Here is a 21,796-nt window from a genome sequence, read left to right as displayed (position 1 = left end):
TATACGCCTTTTTATTAGATAATTTTAATTTATCCTCATATTTATTAGATTTTTTTCATTTTACCTATTGCAATCATTATGATTTTGCGTTATATTAAATTCACATTAGAAAACGAAAGAGGTAGTCTCATGAAAAAGACAGCACAAGTGGTCATTATTATTAATAAACAGGACTTTACGAATTAGTGAGTTTCACTAATAACAAATCGTAAGTCCTATTCGTGCTTGTTAACGCTGAATGGGACTTAGGCCTCCCACCAGCGCGTGGGGGGCCTTTTCTTTTGCTAATAAATTGCTGATATTGTTACTTAGAAATTAAACTTAAAGGAGTTGCTCAATATGACTGACAAATTAAACTGGGATGAATTAGATTTTTCTTATACGGAAGTACCATACCGCTGGCGTGCATACTGGAAAGATGGCGAATGGTATAAAGCCGGATTAGAAACAGATCCTCAATTACCAATTCGTGAAGCTGCTCCAATCGTCAACTACGGCCAAGGGGTATTCGAAGGTAATAAAGCTTATGGTACAAAAGATGGCAAGATCGTTTTATTCCGTCCAGATGAATTTGGTGAACGTTTAAACCGTGGTGCTCGTCGTATGGCGATGCCAGAAGTACCAGTTGAAGAATTTGTCCGTGCCTGTAAGGAAGTTATTAAAGCTAACCGTGACTATGTGCCACCATATGGCCACAACGGTGCTGCAATGTTCATCCGTCCTATGTTATTAGGTATCGGTGACCACGTACAAGTATCAGCAGCTGAAGAATACTTATTTACAATCTACGTAACACCAGTTGGTCCTTTATATAAAGGTGGATTAGCACCACATAACTACATCATCGACCACGAACATGACCGTGTAGCAGCTGATGGTACTGGTAACATCAAAGCAACAGCTAACTACGCATCAACATTAGCAACAGCTAAACGTATCCAAGAATCTGGTTACGATGACGTATTATACTTAGACCCAGCAACACATACTAAAGTAGATGAATTCTCATCAGCAAACTTCTTTGCTATCGAGAAAGATACAAACAAATTTGTAACACCTAAATCAGACACAGTATTACCTTCAATCACTAAAAAATCATTGTTATGGTTAGCGGAACATCGTTTGGGCTTAGAAGTTGAAGAGGGCGATATTAAAGTAGATGACTTTGACAAATATTCTGAAGCAGGGGCTATGGGTAACGCGGCTGTTATCTCTCCAGCTGGTTCTGTAACATACAAAGACAACCGTCACGTATTCTTCTCAGAAACTGAGGTTGGTCCAGTATCACAAAAATTATACAAAGAATTAACGGGTATCCAATTTGGTGAGTTAGAAGCACCTGAAGGATGGATTGTAGACGTTGATGAAGATTAATCATTTTACCAAATGCCTTTTAAACCAAGCATAAATTAGTTTAAATGGATGATTATGAAGAAAGAAGGAAGATAAATATGTCTCTATCAGTAAACCTACCAAATTTAACAATTGGTGTTGATGCCTTTGATGCAATTGATGAATATTGTAGTCAATTTGGTACAACCGTCGCGATTCTAGGTGGTGAAAAAGCCTTGGCAGCCAGTAAGGAACGTTTAACTGCTGCCCTAGAAAAATCATCATTAGAAGTGGCAACCGTACAAGTCTACGGTAAGGAAGCTTCATATACCAATGTTGAGAAAATGAAAGCTATCAAAGAAGTGCAAGATGCGGATATGATCTTTGCAGTTGGTGGGGGACGCGCGATTGATACAATTAAGGTAGTAGCTCGTGACTTAGACAAACCATTATTCACTTTCCCAACTCTAGCTTCAGTTTCAGCGCCAACTTCGTCAGTATGTGTTATGTACCATGATAACCATGAGATGGCTGGTTTAGCTTATCGTAAAGCACCAGCTGACCATACCTTCATCGATACACAAATCATCGCTGAGGCGCCTGTTGAATACTTATGGGCTGGTATTGGTGATTGTATGTCTAAAGAAGTAGAGACTAGTTTTTCTTCACGTGGCAGAGACCTAAGCTTTGAAAATCGTTTAGGTGTAAATATTGTCAAAGGTACGAATGATAAATTGATGGCTGTTGGTGCTGAAGCTTTAGAAGCTGTACGTAACCAAGAAGCAAACCAGGCTTTAGAAGATGTTGTTCTTGAAATTATTGGTGCATCAGCTTATGCGTCTGTATTAGTGGAAAATGACATCAACTCAAATATGGCACATGCCTACTACTATGGCTATACTGTTCTGCCACAAGCTCATGAACACTTACACGGTGAGGTAGTATCATATGGTATCTTGTTATTACTAACAATGGACCAACAATTTGAATACCGTGATCGCATGAAAGCATTCATGGAATCAATTAAATTGCCAACTAAATTGGCAGCTCAAGGGGTAACAACGCAAGAAGATATCGACAAATTAGTTGATAAAGCGATGACTATGGACGATTTAACATTCTCTCCATATACCATTACCCGTGAAAAATTTGAACAAGCAATTAGAGATGTTGAAGCTTTAGACTAATCAGATTTTCCTCCTTAGAACATGAGATTAAACAAGTAATCAACATACTTAACATAGGAATTCTCCTAAAAACGAGTTGTGACTAGTGTCACAGCTCGTTTTGCTTTATCATATAATGTGTAAGCGTATTCTAAATTACACACTAAAGGAGTTTATATATGAAAATTGAACACGTTGCTTTATGGGTGACTGACTTAGAACTTGTCAAAGCATTTTATGAAAAATACTTTGAAGCCAAGGCAGGTGACCGCTACCACAATCCTAAAACGCGTTTTTCATCATACTTTTTAAACTTTGATGAGGGCAGTCGACTAGAATTAACGAATAAAAAGCATTTAAGCCCCCGTATTGCCGATGCTTTAGGTTACGGACACATTGCCCTAGCAGTAGGTGATAAAGAGGCTGTAGACGCAAAAACAGCCCAATTAGTCGCTGATGGGTTCCCACTTTTATCTGGTCCACGAACAACCGGTGATGGTTACTATGAATCTGTAGTCCAAGACCCAGAGGGCAATCTGGTCGAAATTACAACAAATTAAGTTAGTTTAAACGTAGAAAAAAAACCATTTCACCAGAAGGCGAAATGGTTTTTTGATTAGTATTATTCTGCTGTAGTAAATGGAATTAAAGCCATAATACGAGCGCGTTTAATACCAGCTGTTAAAGTACGTTGGTGTTTTGCACATGTACCAGTTACACGACGTGGTAAGATTTTACCTTTTTCAGAAATATAACGTTTTAATAAATCTGTGTCTTTGTAATCTACATGATCAATGTGGTTAGCGCAGAAGAAACATACTTTTTTACGTCTACGACCACCGCGGCGTTGTGCTGCCATATTTTTTACCTCCCTTACTTATACCATTAGAATGGTAAGTCATCATCGGTAACATTGATTGAACCAGAACCATCATTAGATGATGGGAATGGGTTATCGTTACCATTGTTAAATGAAGAGGAGTTTTGATTAAAGCTGTTTCCATCAAATGGATCAGCATTTTGATTGTTATAGCTGTTGTTGTTTGCGTTATTGTTATTAAATCCACCAAAACCACTGTTATTATTATCAGAGGCAGGGCGGCTTTCAGTAACTGATTTTGATTCTAATAAACTAAAGTTATCAACCAAAATCTCAGTAACGTATACACGTTGTCCTTGGTTATTCTCGTAGTTTCGAGTTTGGATGCTGCCTTCAACACCTACTAATGAACCTTTACGGGTAAAACGCGCAAAATTCTCTGCTGCTTTACGCCAGATAACACAGTTAATAAAATCTGTCTCACGTTCACCTTGGGCATTTTTAAAGTTTCTTTCAACGGCAACGCTGAAAGATCCAACAGCAACGCCACTTTGCGTATAACGCACATCAACGTCACGAGTTAAACGGCCGACCAGTACAACATTATTAATCATGAAATAACTCCTCTCTCACGAAATATGTATTGTTAATTAGTCTTCGATTTTAGTAATCATATGACGTAAAATATTGTCATTGATTTTGGCAAGACGGTCGAATTCGTTGATTCCTTCCGCATCGTCAGCTTCCATATCAACTAAGTGGTAGATACCCTCTTTGTAATCGTTGATTTCGTACGCAAGACGACGTTTTGCCCAGTCTTTAGATTCATTAATTGTTACACCGTTTGAAGTTAAGATTTGATCGAATTGTTCAACCAAAGCTTTTTTAGACGCTTCTTCCATATCAGGACGAATAATGTATAAAACTTCGTATTTAGTAGTGTTTTCACTCATCAGACTTTTGCACCTCCTTTTGGTCTATTGGCTCTCAACATCCCTGAGAGCAAGGAGAGTATATAATACTCACAATAAAATATTTTAGCAAAACATTCAATATAAATCAAGTAATATCTATAATTTGAAATGGATATTTTTTATATATAGTTTATTACAATATTATTCTTCTGATTCTTCATAATCTGGTAATGCATCATCTGCGAATTCTTGCATACGAGAAATCATTTCATCAGAGGGTTCATCTGCTAATTGGGCATCAATAGCAGTTTTATTTTCTAGAGGTGTTGCTGCTAATGCTTCTTCAATTGCTTCTACTTTAGCAATTGCTGATACATATGAATCTTCAGCTAGACGGATTAAACGCACACCTTGTGTTGCACGACCTGTTTGCGAAATATTTTTCGCATGGAAACGAATAGCTATACCTTGATTGGTCATTAACATGATGTCTTCTTCTCCTGAAACGGTTGTTAAACCAACTAAGATACCATTTTTCTCGGTAACATTAATGGTTTTAACCCCTTTACCGCCACGGTTTTTAATACCATATTCGCTGGCTGGTGTTTGTTTACCGTAACCTTTTTCAGTAACCACTAGTACATTATCATCTGGTCCAAGTACGGACATACCAACCACTTGATCGCCGTCATTTAAACGAATACCGCGAACACCTGTAGCGGTACGACCCATGCTACGGACGTTTGTTTCTTGGAAACTTACGGCATAACCATCTTGGGACGCGATAATAATGTTGTCATCACCACTAGTTAAGACAACTTTCACTAATTCATCGCCTTCAGCTAGTTTCAAGGCGATTAACCCATTGTTACGGATATTGAAGTAGTCACTTGCATTGGTACGTTTTACAGTACCGTTTTTCGTTACGAATAATAAGTGTTCTTTTACTTCTGCGTCTTCAATTGGGGTCACGTTGATCATTGCTTGAACAGTTTCGTCTTGTTGTAGATTTAGCAGGTTAACAACTGGAATCCCTTTTGCAGCACGACCAAACTCTGGAATTTCATAACCTTTAGAGTGGAATACGCGACCAGTGTTGGTGAAGAATAGGACTGAGTCGTGGGTTGAGGTAGATAACATGGTTTCAACGAAGTCATCGTCGTTCATACTCATCCCCTTAACACCCGTACCTCCACGATTTTGAGCTCTAAATTCTACATCATCAATACGTTTGATATACCCATTTTGCGTTAAGGTAACAATCACGTTACTTTCTTCAATCAGGTCTTCATCATCGATATTGTGGATTTCACCAACCATTAACTCTGTACGACGGTCATCACCGAATTTACTTTCGATTTCAATTAATTCATCGTAAATGATTTGGTAACGCATTGTTTCAGATCCTAATACTTGGTTTAAGTAGTCGATTTGCGCCATTAATTCGGCGTGTTCTTTATCAATTTTCTCACGTTCTAAACCAGTTAGACGAACTAGACGCATGTCTAAGATAGCTTGCGATTGTTTATCTGATAGCTTGTAGTCCTCGATAAAACGGGCTTTCGCTTCGTCACCTGAACGTGATGTACGTAAGATATTCACAATTTCGTCGATATGGTCTAAGGCAATTTGCAACCCTTCTAGGATGTGGGCACGCGCTTCAGCCTTGTTTTTCTCGAAAATCGAACGACGACGGATAACTTCTTCTTGGTGAAGTAGGTAGTTTTGTAGGATTTCTTTCAAGCTTAGGGTACGTGGTACACCATTTACAATCGCTACCATGTTAATACCAAAGTTTGTTTGTAATTGCGTGTATTTGTAAAGGTTATTGACGATTACAGATGCGCTGGCATCTTTACGGCATTCAATAACGACACGCATACCTTCACGACCAGATTCGTCACGTACAGCGGTGATCCCTTCTACCCGTTTGTCGCGAGCTAGTTCAGCGATACGTTCGACTAATTTAGCCTTGTTCACCATGTAAGGAATTTCATGAACGATAATCCGTTCTTTACCTGAAGACAAGGTTTCAATGTCTAATTTAGCACGGACAATGATTGTCCCTTTTCCAGTCTCATAAGCCTTACGGATACCTGATTTCCCGATGACAATACCACCGGTTGGGAAGTCTGGTCCTGGTAAAGCCTCCATCAATTCGTTGGTTGTTGCGTCAGCGTTCTGCATTAAAATTTTAATGGCGCCGATGACTTCGCTTAGGTTATGGGTTGGGATATTGGTGGTCATCCCAACTGCGATACCGGTTGTCCCGTTTACTAATAGGTTAGGAAAGCGAGCTGGTAATACTTCTGGCTCACGCTCTTCACCGTCATAGTTAGGGATAAAATCAACGGTATCTTTATTCATGTCACGAACCATTTCGTGGGCAATCTTACTCATACGAGCTTCGGTATAACGCATAGCTGCGGCTTGGTCACCATCGACTGAACCGAAGTTCCCGTGACCATCTACTAGCATGTAGCGGTAAGAGAAGTCTTGGGCCATACGCACCATTGATTCATAGATAGCCGAATCCCCATGCGGATGATATTTACCCATTACGTCCCCAACGATACGGGCTGATTTTTTAAAAGGTTTATCTGAGGTAACTCCTAATTCATTCATCCCATAAAGGATACGACGGTGAACGGGTTTTAAGCCATCACGGACATCCGGCAGGGCACGTGCCACAATAACTGACATGGCATAATCAAGAAATGACGTCCGCATTTCTTGCGATATCTCACGTTGTGGGAATTGTTCTTTAATTTCTTCACTCATGAAACTTTTCCCTCCTTACTATAAATCGATGTTGGCGTAGGTAGCATTCTCTTCGATGAAGTCACGTCTTGGTTCAACGTGGTCACCCATCAACATATTGATGATTTTGTCTGCTTCTACTGCATCGTCTACGTTTACTTGTAATAATGTTCTGTTGGTTGGGTCCATTGTGGTTTCCCAAAGTTGTTCAGCGTCCATTTCACCCAAACCTTTATAACGTTGGATAGCTGGTTTTGGTGTCGCTGGGATAGTTTGTAGGTATTCTTCTAATTGCTTGTCAGTATCTAGGTAGACAATCTTTTTACCTTGACGGACTTGGTATAAAGGTGGCACTGCGATATAAACATAGCCAGCGTCCAAGATAGGGCGCATATAACGGTAAATTAAAGTTAATAGTAAGGCACGGATGTGGGCACCATCGACATCGGCATCGGTCATAATAACCAATTTGTGGTAACGTGCCTTGGTGATGTCGAAATCATTTTGCCAACCTGTACCCATTGCGGTAAATAATGAACGAATTTCTTCGTTGGCTAAAATTCTGTCCATCGAAGCTTTTTCAACGTTCAAGATTTTACCTCGAATCGGCAAAATAGCTTGGAAGTGACGTGAACGGCCTTGTTTCGCTGATCCACCGGCCGAGTTCCCCTCAACGATGAATAATTCAGATTCTTCTGGATTACGGCTTGAGCAGTCGGCTAATTTACCAGGTAGGTTGGAAATCTCTAGGCCTGATTTTTTACGGGTCATTTCACGAGCTCGCTTAGCTGCTAAACGGGCTTTAGAGGCTACAGTACCTTTATCGACAATACGACGGGCAATTTGCGGATTCTCTAGTAGGAACGTTTCAAAATGCGTCGCAAATAAATTATCGGTAATCGTTCGAACTTCAGAGTTTCCCAATTTCATTTTGGTTTGACCTTCAAATTGAGGATCCGGATGGCGAATAGATACAATTAAGGTGATCCCTTCACGCACATCTTCCCCCGTTAAATTATCTTCATTTTCTTTAATTAACTTTTGCGAGCGAGCATAGTTGTTAATCACACGTGTAAGAGCAGTCTTTGCTCCTGATTCATGCATACCACCTTCAAAAGTATGGATATTATTCGCAAAGCTTAAGATATTTGAGTGGAAGCCATCCGTGTATTGTAAAGCTACCTCTACTTCAATCCCATCTTGCTCATCTTCAAGATAAATCGGTTGTTCAAATAGAACATTTTTATCTTTATTCATGTACTCAATATATTCTTTAATCCCACCTTCATAGTGGTAAGAAGCTGTTTCTTGGTTTTCTGATCTAGCATCCATTAAAGAAATCCGTAAGCCCTTATTCAAGAAGGCTAACTCCCGGACACGTCGGTTTAAAACTTCAAATTCAAAGGTGGTTGTCTCGGTAAAAATCTCTGCATCCGGTTTAAAATGCACAACCGTACCATGGGTATCTGTATCACCAGTTTGTTCAACATCCGACACAATAGCGCCTTGGCGGAATTCTTGGTGGTAGATGCGGCCATTTTTATGGACATATACATGCAACCATTCAGAAAGGGCGTTTACAACAGAGGCCCCAACCCCGTGAAGACCACCGGATACTTTATACCCGCCACCGCCGAATTTACCACCGGCATGTAGGACAGTAAAGACTGTTTCTACCGCTGAACGACCGGTATTTGACTGGATATCAACGGGAATCCCGCGACCATCATCGACAACTGTAATAGAATTATCTTTTTCAATGGTGATTTTGATGTGACCCGCAAATCCTGCTAGGGCCTCATCAATTGAGTTATCGACAATCTCCCATACTAAATGGTGTAAACCACTAGCTGAAGTTGACCCGATATACATCCCTGGACGCTTACGTACAGCTTCTAGACCTTCCAATACTTGAATTTGGCTAGCATCATAGTCTTTCGCCAATTCGCGTTTCTTGGCCATTTTTTCTTCTTCAGAAACAAGGTCCTCTGGTTGGACGAGTGCTTCTTCATTGGTCAACATTTCATTTTCATTGTTGTTGTTTTCATTAGCATTGTTTGCCATTTTCCCACTCCTATTACGTGAATTATTCAATCTCAATAGCGCCATGGGATTTTAGGCCACGCCTAACCCGCACGCTTACTTATTCCGCTATCGCGCCTGCATCAATATTGAAAACCCTTGGTTCTTCAATTAATTCTCTTTGAATACCATCTAAACTTGTTGTTGTTAAAAAGGTTTGGACTTTCGACTGTATAGACTTCAATAAGTGGGTTTGCCGCTCATCATCTAATTCACTGAGTACGTCATCCAATAGTAAAATAGGGTATTCCCCTAAAACTTCATGCATGCATTCGATTTCTGCTAATTTCATACTCAATACAGTCGTCCGTTGCTGTCCTTGGGAACCAAATTTCTGCACATCACGGCCATTCACCTTAAAGGTCAAATCATCCCGATGTGGACCAACCAAAGTAACCCCTCTGGCAAATTCATGGTCTTTCTTCTCTTTAAATTTCGTCATCAACTGCTGGTAAATGGCATCTTCAGTCATATCTAAAGTCAACTCAATTGGACCACGATAAGCTAAAGTCAACTCTTCAAGCCCATGTGAAATGTTTGAATGGATGGGTTTAGCCCATGATTCCAGTTGGTCTACAAAACGTAGCCGTTGGTAAATAACATGGGTAGCAGACGCCGCTAACTGTTCAGTGAGAATATCTAAATAAATTTGATCTTGGGTTTCTTTATATAATAATTGCTTGAGGTAGGCATTTCGTTGTTTTAATAATCGATTATATTGAACCGACTCATACAGGTACTTCGGGCTCATTTGCCCAAGCTCCATATCAATAAACTTTCGTCTAAGTTGCGGGGCACCTTTAATCAGTTCTAAATCTTCCGGGGCAAAAAGGACCACATTCAATTTGCCAATATAATCACTCATCCGGTTTTGGTTTAAATGGTTCACTTTTGCGCGTTTACCAGATTTCGTGATGGTTAGCGCTAGTGGTAAATCTAGATTCGTTCTCGTTGATATACTACCTTCAATACGCGCAAAGTCTTGTTGCCAACGGATGGTATCTTTTTCATTGGCCGTACGGTGACTTCTTGCCAGTGACATCATATAAATAGCCTCTAATAAAGATGTTTTCCCCTGGGCATTCTCGCCAATAAAGACGTTCACCCCAGGAGAAAATGTGACTGTTAGATCTTCATAATTTCTGAAGTCCTTTAACTTAATGTTATTCAGCTGCATGTCCATCACCATGCGCTTCATGGCTTTCGATGATAAATTCACCTTCATTCGGTATTGCAATAACCATACCTGGATACAATTTACGTCCACGTCGGTTATCAATTTCACCGTCTACAACGACATCATTTTCTTGTAGATACCATTTCGCTTCTCCGCCAGTACCTATCGCACCAGAAATTTTTAATAACTGACTCAATGTAATATATGCTGTTTTAATTTTTACGATTTCAGCCATCATTTCACCCCACATTCATCTTCCAAATTCGCTCTTCACATAAAATAAATCGTCTCTTCTTGCCATCACCGGACACAGCTAGTGGTCCTTAGCAGATTCAACGATTTCACTTTTATTTATACACCCTTAATTATACGCTAATTTACCGTATTTAGCAAATAAAGGCCCTATATTAAAAGTTGGCATTTTAGATAGGGAAATACCTAGAATCTTACTTAAAGGGCTTAAAAGTCAAAAATTGGCACATTTTTATATGTAGACCAAAAAAAAGGACCAAAACCAGTAAATGATTTTGATCCTTATCCATTTGGCTAACCATATGAAAATGATTTGACCTTCGACATCAATTTTTAGCGGCTTTTGTCATTTCTCCAATTAGCTTCAATTAACCTCTTGGTGTACGAATTGGGGTAATCAATTGAACGAAATTGAAGTTATCAGTTTGGTCACTTGGTAATAAGGTGAAGGGGTGTGAAGATGACTGGAAGCCAATTTGTACATTTTGTTGACCAAATGATTTCAACGCTTCACGTAAGTAATCAGGGTTGAAGGAAATTTCTAAAGCTTCCCCTTCAGCTTTCACTACATTGATTTCTTCTTCTACATTCCCAACTTCAGCAGATTGACTAGATAAAATAATATTTTGGTCTGAAATATTCAAACGAACCACATTATTTTTACCTTCGTGACTTAAAATCAAAGCACGTTCAACAGCATTCACTAATTCACTCGCTGCCACTTCAATAATTGTTGAGTGGTCATTAGGTAATAAACGGTCTGTATTCGGGTAGTTACCTTCTAGTAAACGAGAGTATAGGTAAATATTACGAGCTTTAAACAATACTTGATTGTCTGTCACCATCATCTCAATGTCTTCATTACTATCCACAATACGGATTAATTCTTGTAATGAACGACCTGGAATATTGATATCTAACACTGTATCACCAGCTACTTCTGGCATTGTTAACGGCATAATGCGTTGACTTAAACGATGAGAGTCAGTTGCAACTGCTTTTAACTCACCATTCCCAATTTCAAAATGAATCCCAGTGAAAATAGGGCGAATTTCTTGGTTAGATACAGAAATAATGGTTTGGTTGACCACTTGTTTAAAGGTATCTGTTGGTAATGCGTAAGTTTGTTTTGCATCGATTTCAGGTAAACGTGGATATTCACTACCATTAATCCCATTTAATGTAAATGATGCACGGTCAGAAGTGATTTCTGTTTGGAAGTTTTCAACAACTTCTAAATTCATCATATCTGATGGTAATTTCTTCACTATTTCACCTAAGAAACGAGATGGTAAGACAATATCACCAGTGGCTTCAATTTTTAATTTATTGTCATCATCTTTAGCATCAATAAATGCCTCAATGGAAATTGTTGCATCAGATCCAGTTAAATAAAGTCCTTCTTCTTTAACTGAGATTTTAACACCTGTCAAAACAGGTATCGTTGTTCTTGAACTAATTGCTCTTTGAACGTCCGTCAAATTTTGAATAAAAACAGACCGATTAATAGAAAATTTCATGTGTGCACTCCTTGTATATATATTTTAATTATAGATAAAAAGATAGTAATAGTAATAGGCCCTGTTAATCTTGTTGATAACTTTAAGAAAGCTTGTCAAAATAAACTTTTCCACATGTGCATAACCTGTGGAAAAAACAGAGAGGTTATGAACAATTATCCACAACCTCCTTTTCTTACCTATATTTTAGCATAAGTCATTTCAAACTCAGACTCAGATGATGTAGATAAGTCATTATTTTTCTAATAAACGACGAATACTGTCAACATCACGTTCTAACTCACTTTTTTCATCGATATCCTTTTTAATCTTGTCATAAGCGTGAAGAACTGTCGTATGGTCTTTACCGCCGAATTCCTGCCCAATTTTTGGTAGGGAAGCATCTGTTAATTCTCTACTTAAATACATGGCAATTTGGCGTGGAACCACGATTTGGCGTACCCGTTTCTTCCCTTTAAGATCAGAAACCTGCAAATTAAAGTATTGGGCCACTGTCTCAAGGATATTTGGAATGGTCGGTGAATTACTTTTCACATTGCTCTTGTAATTTCTGAGCGCTTTAGCTGCAGTATTTGGCGTTAAGTCCTCTTGGTTCATGACCGCAAAGGCCTGTACACTAGTTAAAGCACCTTCCAATTCACGAATGTTGGAGTCAATTTGTCCAGCAATATATGAAAGGGTATCGTCAGGAATTTGTAAGCCATTGACGTTGGCTTTATTACGCAAAATGGCAATCCGTGTCTCTAAATCTGGCGGTGTAATATCCGTTGATAAGCCTTGCTTAAAGCGGGAAACTAACCGGTCTTCTAACTCAGGGATCTGACTGGCGTCACGGTCACTGGTTAATACGATGTGTTTATTATTATTATAGAGCACGTTAAATGTATGGAAGAATTCTTCCTGGGTAGACTGTTTATTCCCAATAAATTGAATATCATCCACTAATAACATATCGACTGTTCGATACTCTCGGTGGAAGGCGTCTGTAGTGTTCTTACGAATGGCATTAATAAAGTCATTGGTGAAGGTTTCACTAGAGACGTATTTTATTTTAGCATTAGGGTTTGTCCGTAATACTTCATGACCAATTGCTTGCATCAAGTGGGTTTTACCTAACCCTACACCACCGAAGAAGAATAGGGGATTGTAGTCGCGGCCGGGGCCTTCTGCAACAGCTAAAGCTGCAGCGTGAGCCATTTTATTACCTTCACCGACGACGAAGTTATCAAAGGTATATTTTGGATTTAATAGATCTGATCCGTTGTCTTCAATATTGTCATTATGGTTGTTTACTTGAATTTGATTGGCTGATTGTGACCGATCATCTTTTAAACTCACGACTAGATTCACGTCATGGTTCAAGTATTCAAATAAAACTTGTCGAATCTGTATCGAATAATGTTTCTCAATATGGTCCTTGTGTAGCACTGAAATGGCTTTTAAATACAAGGTATCATTCTCAAAGGCAACAGGATCTAGGTCTTTAATCCAAGTATCGAAACTTGTTTTAGGCAACTCTTCTTTGAAGTATTGGGTGACGTAATCCCATAATCGGTTTAATTCACTCATATATTTCCTAGCTCCTTAGTGTACAAAATTTTTATATCAAACATATTGAAATATGTTAGTACGACGAAACTTTAAATTCGTTAAGCTCATTCATAATATCATGAAAAAAAACAGTTTTCCACAGAAAGATTAGGATGTGAATAAAAATAATCACAACTTTTGATAAATGTTTTCCACAGGATGTGAATAAACCTGTTAACTTTTTACCGAATCTAAAGTCTTGTGTATAATTATGCTTGTTTAAAGGTCAATTTATAAGGGATTTTGATGAGTTATCAACAGGTGGGGAAAAGTTTTGCAAAACTGTGGATTTGTTGAAAAGTCTTTTAAAAACTTTTGGGATAATTCAAAACTTGCAGCAACTAACCACAGGCTTGTGCAAATTTCGTACACACTTTGTGAATAAGAGTTTACCATTTTTTCCTTCACATAGTTTGTGAAATTTTAAAAGTGAGTTTGTGAAAAAAAGAGGACATCAATTTAGGGAGGATTTTTCTTTTTTTTAGAAATATCTGTTATAATATAGACGAGTTTTACCGGTCGAAAACCTTTAAAAAAACCAATATTTGTACAAAAAGTATTGTGATATGGGGTATGATGTGGTAAAATCTTGATTACGAGTGCGAAATTTCGCACCTGAAATTGAATTTCGACTTTTTATTGTATATAATATTACAGTCGTTTTATATTAATAAAAAAACGAAAGACTTAATCGCAACAGGAGGTGCAAGTAATGAAAAGAACATACCAACCTAAAAAACGTCATCGTCAAAAAGTTCACGGTTTCCGTAAACGTATGAGCACTAAAAACGGTCGTCACGTTTTAGCAGCTCGTCGTAGAAAAGGAAGAAAAGTTATTTCTGCATAAGATCACATTAATATGTGGTCTTTTTTTATTAAGGAGGCGAACTTACGTGCGGAAATCTTATAGAGTCAAATCTGAGAAAGATTTTGGCCAGGTATTTCATCACGGTCATAGTACTGCGAATCGCCAATTTGTTATTTATCGATTGGAGAAGGACCAACCCCATTTCCGGATTGGTATCTCTGTCGGTAAGAAAATTGGAAACGCTGTTACCCGTAATGCAGTGAAGCGAAAAATTCGTCAAAGCATTACCGAACTTAAGGCAGGCATTGATCCGTCTAATGATTTTATCGTGATTGCTCGTAAGCCAGCTGCAGATATGACAACAGCTGAAGTGAAAAAAAGTTTGATTCATGTGCTATCTTTGGCAAAAATTTATAATCCGATAAAAGAGGATACAAAAGCAAAGTCATTACCACATGAATAGTAGAATTCGTGGAGGATTTGTAAAAATTGAATATTCGAAGTAAAAAAATGTGGAAGATTTTAGCAATCACCATGATGGCTGTTATCTTTCTAGCGGCTTGTGGGACAAGTCCAATCGATGAGAATTCGACAGGTTTGTGGGACCGTTACATCGTCTATAACTTTTCACGTATTATTGTGTGGTTATCAGATATCTTTGGTAACTATGGTGTAGGGATTATTGCCTTTACCTTGATCATTCGTATCATCTTGATTCCATTAACCAAGTACCAAACACAAAGTACTGAAAAAATGCAAATGATGCAGCCTGAGCTAAAAGCCTTGCAAGAAAAATATGCATCTAAGGATCCAGAGACTCAGCAAAAATTACAAGAAGAAACAGCCAAGTTAAATGAAAAATATGACTATAGCATGTGGTCTGGTTGTTTACCAATGTTAATTCAATTGCCAATCTTGATGGCCTTATACCAATCTATTTCTAGAACAGAAATTCTAAGCCAAGGTCACTTCTTATGGTTAGAATTAGGAGTTCCTGACCAACTATTTGTAATCCCAATTATTGCAGCTATTCTAACATGGTATAACACACGTTTGACAACGATTGGTACACCAAATAGCAATCCATCAATGGCGATGATGCAATGGACAATGCCAGTAATGATTTTATTCATGGGTGTAACCTTACCATCAGCAATTTCACTTTACTGGGTGGCGTCCACTGGATTTACAATTCTTCAAACATTAGTGATGAATAATCCTTTTAAGAAGCGTGATGCACGCGAAGATCAAATTCGTAAAGAGAAAGAGCTAGAACGTCGTTTAGAAAAAGCAAAACGTAATCCTAATGGTAAGAAGAAATAACAGGAGGTTCTTGTATTGAAAACTGAAAGATTTGAAGCGACTTCAGTCGATGCTGCTATTGCCAAAGGCTTGCAACAACTTCGGTTGGCGCGAGAAGATGTTGAAGTTCAAGTAATTCAAGAAGCCAAAAAAGGATTTCTCGGTTTAGGGGCAAAGGATGCGATTGTAGCCATCCATTACACTGAACGAGAAGTGTCCGAAATTGATGCCACAATAGATGATTTATATTCCTTCCCTGATTTAGGTCAAGAAAACACATCAGCAGTGGCGCCATCTGAAAATGCAGATACAGAAATCAATTCAGTAACAGATGAAACTGAAGAAGAAGTTGTTGAATCAACAAGTTTTGATGAAGCGCCAGAGACTCAAGGCGCTGAGTTTGAATCGGAGAAAGAAGTTGATGAAGAACTTGCCTCTGATGAAGTGACTACTGAAAAGTCTGAACCATCAATTAATGAGGAAACTTTTATTAAAGAAGCAACTATTGCTGAAGTAGAAGTTGAATCAGAAGAAGCGGCTGAAACCGCTGTTCAAGCGGACCAAGACTTAGAATTGGTAGATGAAGACTTCAAAGATGTGGAACATGTTGCTGAATACCTGATAGACGTGTTGGCATCCTACCTAGTAGACGCCAATATTGAGGTTGAAGACCGTGGTCGTACTGTTATTTACAATATCCAAACTGAGAAAAAAGGGTTGGTTATTGGTAAACACGGTAAGATCATTAATTCATTAGAAACACTTGCCCAGGTGATGACCCACCAATATGTGCGCCCACATGTCAAAGTGATTGTAAATGTGGGCAATTATCGGGAAAGACGTCAAGAAACCTTAGCAAGATTAGCACGTAAAACAGCGGACCAAGTAGCCAATTCAAAACAACCTGTTTTCTTGGACCCACTACCTGCTGCGGAACGTAAAATTATCCACGCGCAATTGGCTAGATATTCATATATTGCGACCCATTCTGAAGGGAAAGAACCGCATAGATATCTAGTTGTATCTTACAAAGACTAAAAATAATAAAAATATTAACAGCAAACGACCCCCATTATCACTGGATATTGAGGGTCGTTTTTTCTGGTTATTATCGTAGTATTCGCTCATTTTCTTATACAAATTGCCCCAGATTCACATCATATAGACCATTATCTGTTAGCCGTAATTCTGGAATGACCGTTAAGGCAATGAAAGATAGGGTCATAAACGGATCGATAGATTCAGGTACACCAAGTGCTCTAGCATGCGCCACCATCTTATTTAATTGCGCTTGTACCGTTTTGCCTGACTGGATACTGATAATACCAGCCAATTCTAGTGGTAGGGCTGCAACAATTTCCCCTTTAGAAGCAATCACATAGCCTCCTTGAATACGGTCCAATTCTTTCACCGCCAGTAGGATATCAGCGTCGTTATCGCCCACGGCCGTAATATTATGCGCATCATGGGACACACTAGTCGCAATCGCGCCATTTTCAATATTATAGCCCTTAATCGCGCTCACACCGATACCACCCGAATGACCGTGACGTTCAATCACACAAGCCTTATTGAAGTCTCTATTGGCTTCAAATTTGCCATCTACACTAGGTAATATCTCTTCAGACTCTCTTGTCAAAATGGATTGTGCCACCAAGTTAATAACCTTTACTGGCGTGTTATCTGCCTTTAATTCAAGATTTTCTTGGTTGATTTTCGGCAGTTTAACTGAATTTAAGAGATCAGCATCTGATACGGGCGCAATATTTTGGCTATTTAACTGGTCAAAGTCAATGATTTCTCCGTTTTTGATGACAAGTTCAACTGATACTTGGTCAAGGTCATCGATGATGAGTAAATCCGCTAGATAGCCAGCCCCGACTGCTCCTAAATCATGTAAGTTATAAGCACGAGCGGCATTATAGGAAGCCATTTTGTAAGCTGTGGCAGCAGGAACGCCTAGTGCGATCGCCTTACGGACGCAAAAGTCGATATGGCCTTCTTTTTCAATATCTTCAAGATGTTTATCATCCGTACAGAACATGCAATGGTCTAGGGCGATATCATGTTCAACAAAGCCTTTAAGGATTGCCTCAAGGTTTCTAGCGGCACTGCCTTCACGGATCAACAATTTAAAGCCAGCCCGTAATTTTTCAATCGCTTCCTCGTAATTCTCCGCCTCGTGTTCAGTATCAATACCGGCAGCCCGGTATGCTTGTAAGGGTTTCCCCGTTAAACCAGGGGCATGACCATCTACAATTTGGTTTTTAAAAAGTGTCAATTTATCCAGTATTTTCCCGTCAGCCTTAACCACATCATCAAACCGCATCATTTCAGCTAGACCAAAGACTTGCTTGTTTTCAAGGTAGGGCGCCATGTCAGCTGCTAAAATTTCGCCAGCCCCATTGGTGTCGATATCTGTTGCAGGCACACACGAAGGCATCATGATATGGGTAGTCATGGGCGTTTCTTCAATACTGGTCAGCATAAAGTCCAAGCCTTTTTGCCCAAGGACATTGACCAATTCGTGTGGATCAGCAAAAACGGTTGTTGTTCCTTTAGCTAGGGCGTATTTTGAAAATTCTAAGGGCGTCACCATGGCAGATTCGATATGCATGTGGGCGTCGATAAAGCCAGGTGCAATGTATTTGCCTGTACAATCAATGGTTTGCTTGCCTTCATAGTCGCCTAAGGCCGCAATCCGGTTGCCTATAATGGCCACATCAGTTTGGATGATTTCTTCTGTAAATACATTAATCACATAACCGTTTTTTAAGACGATATCAGCTAATGCTTTGCCATTTGCGACGTGAATTAGATTTTCCATGCTTGTCCCCTTTTTTGCTACCTAGTTGCCAAATATTGAAGTTAAACTTGTTGGAAGTAGCGAATCTTTTTTCACTACTTCAGGTCGATTAATCGGATTTGAAAATTTGAATAGTATTATAACCATAATCAGACCTAAAAGTATAGAACAAATTAATAAATATACGAATTATAAAATAAATATAATGAAATATTGTTCGGATAAATTTATTTTTAATCAATAGATAAGGTCTGAATTTCGGGAAAAAGGGATAAAATCCCGATTAAAGCTAGGTTAACCTTCCATACCAAATGAAAACAAAAGTGTATTGCAAAAAACGCAGATTTGAAGTCTGCGTTTTAACATTTCTATTTATTAAGCCACTTTGGCTTATTTTCGTTCAATCGGGTGGCCACCAAATCCGGAACGCAAGGCGGAGACGACTTTGTTTGAAAAACTGTCTGGTAATTGACTGTCATTTCGAACAAATAGGGATTGAGCGATGATTGGAACGGGTACATCCAGTGATAACGCTTCTTCAACCGTGTATTTGGCTTCACCGCTGGAATCTATTTTGCCTACGATTTTGTCTAACTGACTGTCGTCATTGAAACTTTCCTCTAAAAGTTCCATCAACCATGAGCGAACGACAGACCCGTTGTTCCACAATTTAGAAACAGCTGCAAAATCGAAGTCATAATTTGAAGCTTCTAGGACGCTAAATCCTTCACCAATGGCCTGCATCATGCCGTATTCAATCCCGTTATGGACCATTTTCAAATAGTGACCTGACCCACTAGGACCAGTATATAAATAACCGTCTGTACAAGCGATATCACTAAAGAAGGGTTCAACAACTTTAAAGGCTGTCGGATCGCCACCAATCATCAAATTGACTCCATTTCTAGCCCCATCAATCCCGCCAGAAGTCCCGCAATCTAACAAGTAAATCCCCTTATCTAATAGGATTTGCCCCATCAATAAGCTGTCTTTGTATTTTGAATTGCCAGAATCAATGACAATATCACCTGCCTGCAATGTTGATCCTAAGTCTTGAAGAATCTGGTTGGTAATGTGACCAGCAGGTGTTGATAGTAAGATGATTTTTTCTTGGTCCAGTGCTTCTAGTAAGGCTTCCTGACTTGCGACTGTTGGAATCCCTTGCTTTGTTGCTGATTCTCTAGCCTGGGCTGAGGCATCGTAACCAATGATGTTCCAACCATGGTCAAGGCCATTTAAGGCTAAGTTAGCACCCATTTTTCCAAGTCCAATAATACCAATTTTCATGTATTCCCACTCCTTTTTCTAAAGTCACCTAAATCTTAGCACGGAAAAATCAACCCTTCATTTCAAGTTTGGCACACTTGATGACGACAAATATAGCGCTTTCAAAATGTTGAAGAAAGGGCTTTTAAGATTTATGATGGGAGTAATTTAAAAGTTTTGAGGAGGAATCGCAATGTCAGAAATGAGTACAAGTACAGTGTCAGATGCAGGATCAAATACGAAAATTTCTATGAAAACTCGGATTCAAAAATTTGGTTCTTATCTGAGTAGTATGATTATGCCAAATATTGGCGCCTTTATTTCTTGGGGGATTATTACAGCCTTATTTCTAGCCACTGGTTGGCTACCGAATGAAGAATTGGCTCAAATGATTGACCCGATGAAAAATTATTTACTACCTTTATTGATTGCTTATAGTGGTGGTAGTTTAGTCCACGGCCAACGCGGGGCAGTTGTCGGGGCGATTGGGACCATGGGGGTTGTGGTTGGTTCTGAAATTCCTATGTTTCTAGGGGCCATGCTGATGGGGCCGTTTGCTGGTTGGTTGTTGAAGCAATTTGACGATAAATTTGCAGATAAGATTCCGCAAGGTTTTGAAATGTTAGTTAATAACTTCTCTTCTGGTATCCTAGGTTTTATTTTAGCGGTACTTGGCTATTACTTTGTTGGACCAACGATTGGTGCCATCACAGATATTGCCTCTGTAGGTATTCAAGCCATTATTTCCGACGGTTTCTTACCACTTGCCAATGTCATTACAGAACCTGCCAAGGTTATCTTTTTGAATAATGCTGTCAATCACGGTATATTTACGCCATTAGGTGCCCAACAAGCACAAGAAGCCGGTAAGTCTATTCTATATTTAGTGTCTATTAACCCAGGTGTTGGTGGCGGTATGTTGTTAGCTTATATGCTATTTGGTAGTGGGTCAGCTAAATCTTCAGCGCCAGGTGCCTTTATTATCCAATTCTTTGGTGGTATTCACGAGATGTACTTCCCTTATGTGTTAATGAAACCCTTGATGGTATTATCGGTGATTGGTGGTGGGGTAACAGGTACTGCCATTTTCCAATTATTTGATGTAGGACTTGTAGGACCAGCGTCACCGGGATCAATTATTTCAGTGGTTGCCATGACACCACCGGGCGATTTATTTGGTATCCTATTAGGTGTATTCGGCGCCTTCTTGGTATCCTTCGCCATTGGGGTCGCTATCCTCAAATTTGACCGTTCAGAAGGTAAGGATTTTGAAGCTTCTAAAGATGCCGTTCAAGCAGAGAAACGTGCTGCTAAAGGTCAAACTACAAGCAATACGCAAGTAGCTGAAAATGTGGCCGACGTTCCAAAAGCTGAGAACGTCAATAAAATCATCTTCGCTTGTGATGCAGGAATGGGTTCAAGTGCCATGGGGGCCTCTTTATTACGGAAAAAGGCCAAACAAATCAATCTCAACATCCCTATTTCAAATTCTGCCATCAACAATCTACAGGATGAGCCAGGTACATTAGTCATTTCGCAAAATGAATTAACCCCTCGAGCACGCCGTCAAAATCCATCTGGTATGCACGTCTCAGTAGACAATTTCTTAGACGGTGACCGCTATGATGAGATTTTAGGGGCCATGATTGCGCAACCAATTGAGGTTAAAGAAACAGATAATACGACAGCAAGCCAAACAACAAATATAGCGATTCAAAATATCGACAATATCTATCTACCATTTGAAGATAAGGTAGGCGAAACCACCATGGCGGCGTCTATTCTACGGAATAAATTGAAGAAGATCAATATCCATGATGTGACCGTCAAGGCTGTGGCAGTTGAAGATTTAGTCCATACCAATAAAACCGACGCTACTTTAGTTATCGGAAACAAAGCAATCGTCCACTCCTTACAGGAGTTATATCCAGATTTAGATGGCCTGGTCATTGAAGATTTACTAGAAGCCAGTGCTTACGACCAGCTGATTGAATCATAAGG

The 21,796-nt window shown here is 39.2% G+C and carries 19 protein-coding genes; 8 read left to right on the top strand and 11 right to left on the bottom strand.

Annotation, left to right across the window (positions count from 1 at the left end):
• Nucleotides 1-339: 339 nt before the first annotated feature.
• From AWM74_RS04595 to AWM74_RS04585, 3 genes are all read left to right on the top strand, one after another.
• Nucleotides 340-1,374: a branched-chain amino acid aminotransferase gene (locus AWM74_RS04595; RefSeq protein WP_003142898.1), complete on the top strand. Its 1,035-nt coding sequence runs from the start codon at nt 340-342 to the stop codon at nt 1,372-1,374.
• Between the two features lie 77 nt (nt 1,375-1,451).
• On the top strand, nt 1,452-2,519 hold the full coding sequence (locus AWM74_RS04590) for an iron-containing alcohol dehydrogenase family protein (protein WP_026465544.1): 1,068 nt from the start codon (nt 1,452-1,454) through the stop codon (nt 2,517-2,519).
• Nucleotides 2,520-2,677: 158 nt separating this feature from the next.
• Nucleotides 2,678-3,058: a VOC family protein gene (locus AWM74_RS04585; RefSeq protein ID WP_026465543.1), complete on the top strand. Its 381-nt coding sequence runs from the start codon at nt 2,678-2,680 to the stop codon at nt 3,056-3,058.
• Between the two features lie 62 nt (nt 3,059-3,120).
• Here the strand turns inward: AWM74_RS04585 and rpsR are convergent, their stop codons facing one another.
• The 9 genes from rpsR to dnaA form a co-directional block, all read right to left on the bottom strand.
• The gene (gene rpsR, locus AWM74_RS04580) at nt 3,121-3,357 is read right to left on the bottom strand and encodes a 30S ribosomal protein S18 (protein ID WP_026465542.1); all 237 of its coding nucleotides are present in this window, start codon (nt 3,355-3,357) and stop codon (nt 3,121-3,123) included.
• A gap of 26 nt (nt 3,358-3,383) precedes the next feature.
• Entirely contained in the window at nt 3,384-3,932 is a 549-nt protein-coding gene (ssb, locus tag AWM74_RS04575) for a single-stranded DNA-binding protein (protein WP_026465541.1), read from the bottom strand.
• A 36-nt stretch (nt 3,933-3,968) separates the two neighbouring features.
• Nucleotides 3,969-4,271: a 30S ribosomal protein S6 gene (gene rpsF / locus AWM74_RS04570; RefSeq protein ID WP_003142910.1), complete on the bottom strand. Its 303-nt coding sequence runs from the start codon at nt 4,269-4,271 to the stop codon at nt 3,969-3,971.
• Nucleotides 4,272-4,433: 162 nt separating this feature from the next.
• On the bottom strand, nt 4,434-7,013 hold the full coding sequence (gyrA, locus tag AWM74_RS04565) for a DNA gyrase subunit A (RefSeq protein ID WP_026465540.1): 2,580 nt from the start codon (nt 7,011-7,013) through the stop codon (nt 4,434-4,436).
• Nucleotides 7,014-7,031: 18 nt separating this feature from the next.
• Nucleotides 7,032-8,954: a DNA topoisomerase (ATP-hydrolyzing) subunit B gene (gyrB, locus tag AWM74_RS04560; protein WP_026465539.1), complete on the bottom strand. Its 1,923-nt coding sequence runs from the start codon at nt 8,952-8,954 to the stop codon at nt 7,032-7,034.
• 181 nt (nt 8,955-9,135) lie between these two features.
• Entirely contained in the window at nt 9,136-10,251 is a 1,116-nt protein-coding gene (gene recF, locus AWM74_RS04555; RefSeq protein ID WP_026465538.1) for a DNA replication/repair protein RecF, read from the bottom strand.
• The gene (gene yaaA / locus AWM74_RS04550; protein WP_026465537.1) at nt 10,238-10,486 is read right to left on the bottom strand and encodes a S4 domain-containing protein YaaA; all 249 of its coding nucleotides are present in this window, start codon (nt 10,484-10,486) and stop codon (nt 10,238-10,240) included. The genes recF and yaaA overlap by 14 nt, the downstream gene beginning before the upstream one ends.
• A gap of 385 nt (nt 10,487-10,871) precedes the next feature.
• Nucleotides 10,872-12,023: a DNA polymerase III subunit beta gene (dnaN, locus tag AWM74_RS04545; RefSeq protein WP_026465536.1), complete on the bottom strand. Its 1,152-nt coding sequence runs from the start codon at nt 12,021-12,023 to the stop codon at nt 10,872-10,874.
• Between the two features lie 234 nt (nt 12,024-12,257).
• Nucleotides 12,258-13,592: a chromosomal replication initiator protein DnaA gene (dnaA, locus tag AWM74_RS04540; protein ID WP_060774343.1), complete on the bottom strand. Its 1,335-nt coding sequence runs from the start codon at nt 13,590-13,592 to the stop codon at nt 12,258-12,260.
• Between the two features lie 733 nt (nt 13,593-14,325).
• Here dnaA and rpmH point away from each other — a divergent pair.
• From rpmH to jag, 4 genes are read left to right on the top strand one after another with little or no spacing between them, the layout of a single operon-like run.
• On the top strand, nt 14,326-14,460 hold the full coding sequence (gene rpmH, locus AWM74_RS04535; RefSeq protein ID WP_003142921.1) for a 50S ribosomal protein L34: 135 nt from the start codon (nt 14,326-14,328) through the stop codon (nt 14,458-14,460).
• A gap of 46 nt (nt 14,461-14,506) precedes the next feature.
• Nucleotides 14,507-14,884, top strand: coding sequence for a ribonuclease P protein component (gene rnpA, locus AWM74_RS04530; RefSeq protein ID WP_026465535.1), 378 nt, complete (start codon nt 14,507-14,509; stop codon nt 14,882-14,884).
• Between the two features lie 32 nt (nt 14,885-14,916).
• A complete protein-coding gene (gene yidC / locus AWM74_RS04525; RefSeq protein WP_026465534.1) occupies nt 14,917-15,744 on the top strand; it encodes a membrane protein insertase YidC in 828 nt (275 codons plus the stop codon).
• A 15-nt stretch (nt 15,745-15,759) separates the two neighbouring features.
• Nucleotides 15,760-16,761 carry an RNA-binding cell elongation regulator Jag/EloR gene (gene jag / locus AWM74_RS04520; RefSeq protein ID WP_026465533.1) on the top strand — a complete coding sequence of 334 codons (1,002 nt, stop codon included), beginning with the start codon at nt 15,760-15,762 and terminating at the stop codon, nt 16,759-16,761.
• Nucleotides 16,762-16,855: 94 nt separating this feature from the next.
• On the opposite strand, the gene ade is transcribed toward jag, so the two are convergent.
• Nucleotides 16,856-18,550, bottom strand: a complete 1,695-nt coding sequence (gene ade, locus AWM74_RS04515; protein ID WP_026465532.1) for an adenine deaminase — start codon at nt 18,548-18,550, stop codon at nt 16,856-16,858.
• Between the two features lie 369 nt (nt 18,551-18,919).
• The gene (gene gnd / locus AWM74_RS04510; RefSeq protein ID WP_016897189.1) at nt 18,920-19,816 is read right to left on the bottom strand and encodes a phosphogluconate dehydrogenase (NAD(+)-dependent, decarboxylating); all 897 of its coding nucleotides are present in this window, start codon (nt 19,814-19,816) and stop codon (nt 18,920-18,922) included.
• A gap of 172 nt (nt 19,817-19,988) precedes the next feature.
• Here gnd and AWM74_RS04505 point away from each other — a divergent pair, with 172 nt between their 5' ends.
• Nucleotides 19,989-21,794 (top strand): PTS mannitol transporter subunit IIBC, encoded by a 1,806-nt coding sequence (locus AWM74_RS04505; protein WP_081665634.1) that lies wholly within the window; start codon nt 19,989-19,991, stop codon nt 21,792-21,794.
• Nucleotides 21,795-21,796: the final 2 nt, after the last annotated feature.

This window comes from Aerococcus urinaeequi (assembly GCF_001543205.1).
Lineage (GTDB): Bacteria > Bacillota > Bacilli > Lactobacillales > Aerococcaceae > Aerococcus > Aerococcus urinaeequi.
Note: the sequence above shows the minus strand (reverse complement) of the source record. Positions and strands in the feature narration are given on the sequence as shown.

Bases quoted from the DNA above. Each gene is read 5' to 3' on its own strand.
- AWM74_RS04595 (WP_003142898.1), top strand. From the start codon at position 340: ATGACTGACAAATTAAACTGGGATGAATTAGATTTTTCTTATACGGAA.
- AWM74_RS04590 (WP_026465544.1), top strand. From the start codon at position 1,452: ATGTCTCTATCAGTAAACCTACCAAATTTAACAATTGGTGTTGATGCC.
- AWM74_RS04585 (WP_026465543.1), top strand. From the start codon at position 2,678: ATGAAAATTGAACACGTTGCTTTATGGGTGACTGACTTAGAACTTGTC.
- rpsR (WP_026465542.1), bottom strand. From the start codon at position 3,357: ATGGCAGCACAACGCCGCGGTGGTCGTAGACGTAAAAAAGTATGTTTC.
- ssb (WP_026465541.1), bottom strand. From the start codon at position 3,932: ATGATTAATAATGTTGTACTGGTCGGCCGTTTAACTCGTGACGTTGAT.
- rpsF (WP_003142910.1), bottom strand. From the start codon at position 4,271: ATGAGTGAAAACACTACTAAATACGAAGTTTTATACATTATTCGTCCT.
- gyrA (WP_026465540.1), bottom strand. From the start codon at position 7,013: ATGAGTGAAGAAATTAAAGAACAATTCCCACAACGTGAGATATCGCAA.
- gyrB (WP_026465539.1), bottom strand. From the start codon at position 8,954: ATGGCCAAGAAACGCGAATTGGCGAAAGACTATGATGCTAGCCAAATT.
- recF (WP_026465538.1), bottom strand. From the start codon at position 10,251: ATGCAGCTGAATAACATTAAGTTAAAGGACTTCAGAAATTATGAAGAT.
- yaaA (WP_026465537.1), bottom strand. From the start codon at position 10,486: ATGGCTGAAATCGTAAAAATTAAAACAGCATATATTACATTGAGTCAG.
- dnaN (WP_026465536.1), bottom strand. From the start codon at position 12,023: ATGAAATTTTCTATTAATCGGTCTGTTTTTATTCAAAATTTGACGGAC.
- dnaA (WP_060774343.1), bottom strand. From the start codon at position 13,592: ATGAGTGAATTAAACCGATTATGGGATTACGTCACCCAATACTTCAAA.
- rpmH (WP_003142921.1), top strand. From the start codon at position 14,326: ATGAAAAGAACATACCAACCTAAAAAACGTCATCGTCAAAAAGTTCAC.
- ade (WP_026465532.1), bottom strand. From the start codon at position 18,550: ATGGAAAATCTAATTCACGTCGCAAATGGCAAAGCATTAGCTGATATC.
- gnd (WP_016897189.1), bottom strand. From the start codon at position 19,816: ATGAAAATTGGTATTATTGGACTTGGAAAAATGGGTGCTAACTTAGCC.
- AWM74_RS04505 (WP_081665634.1), top strand. From the start codon at position 19,989: ATGTCAGAAATGAGTACAAGTACAGTGTCAGATGCAGGATCAAATACG.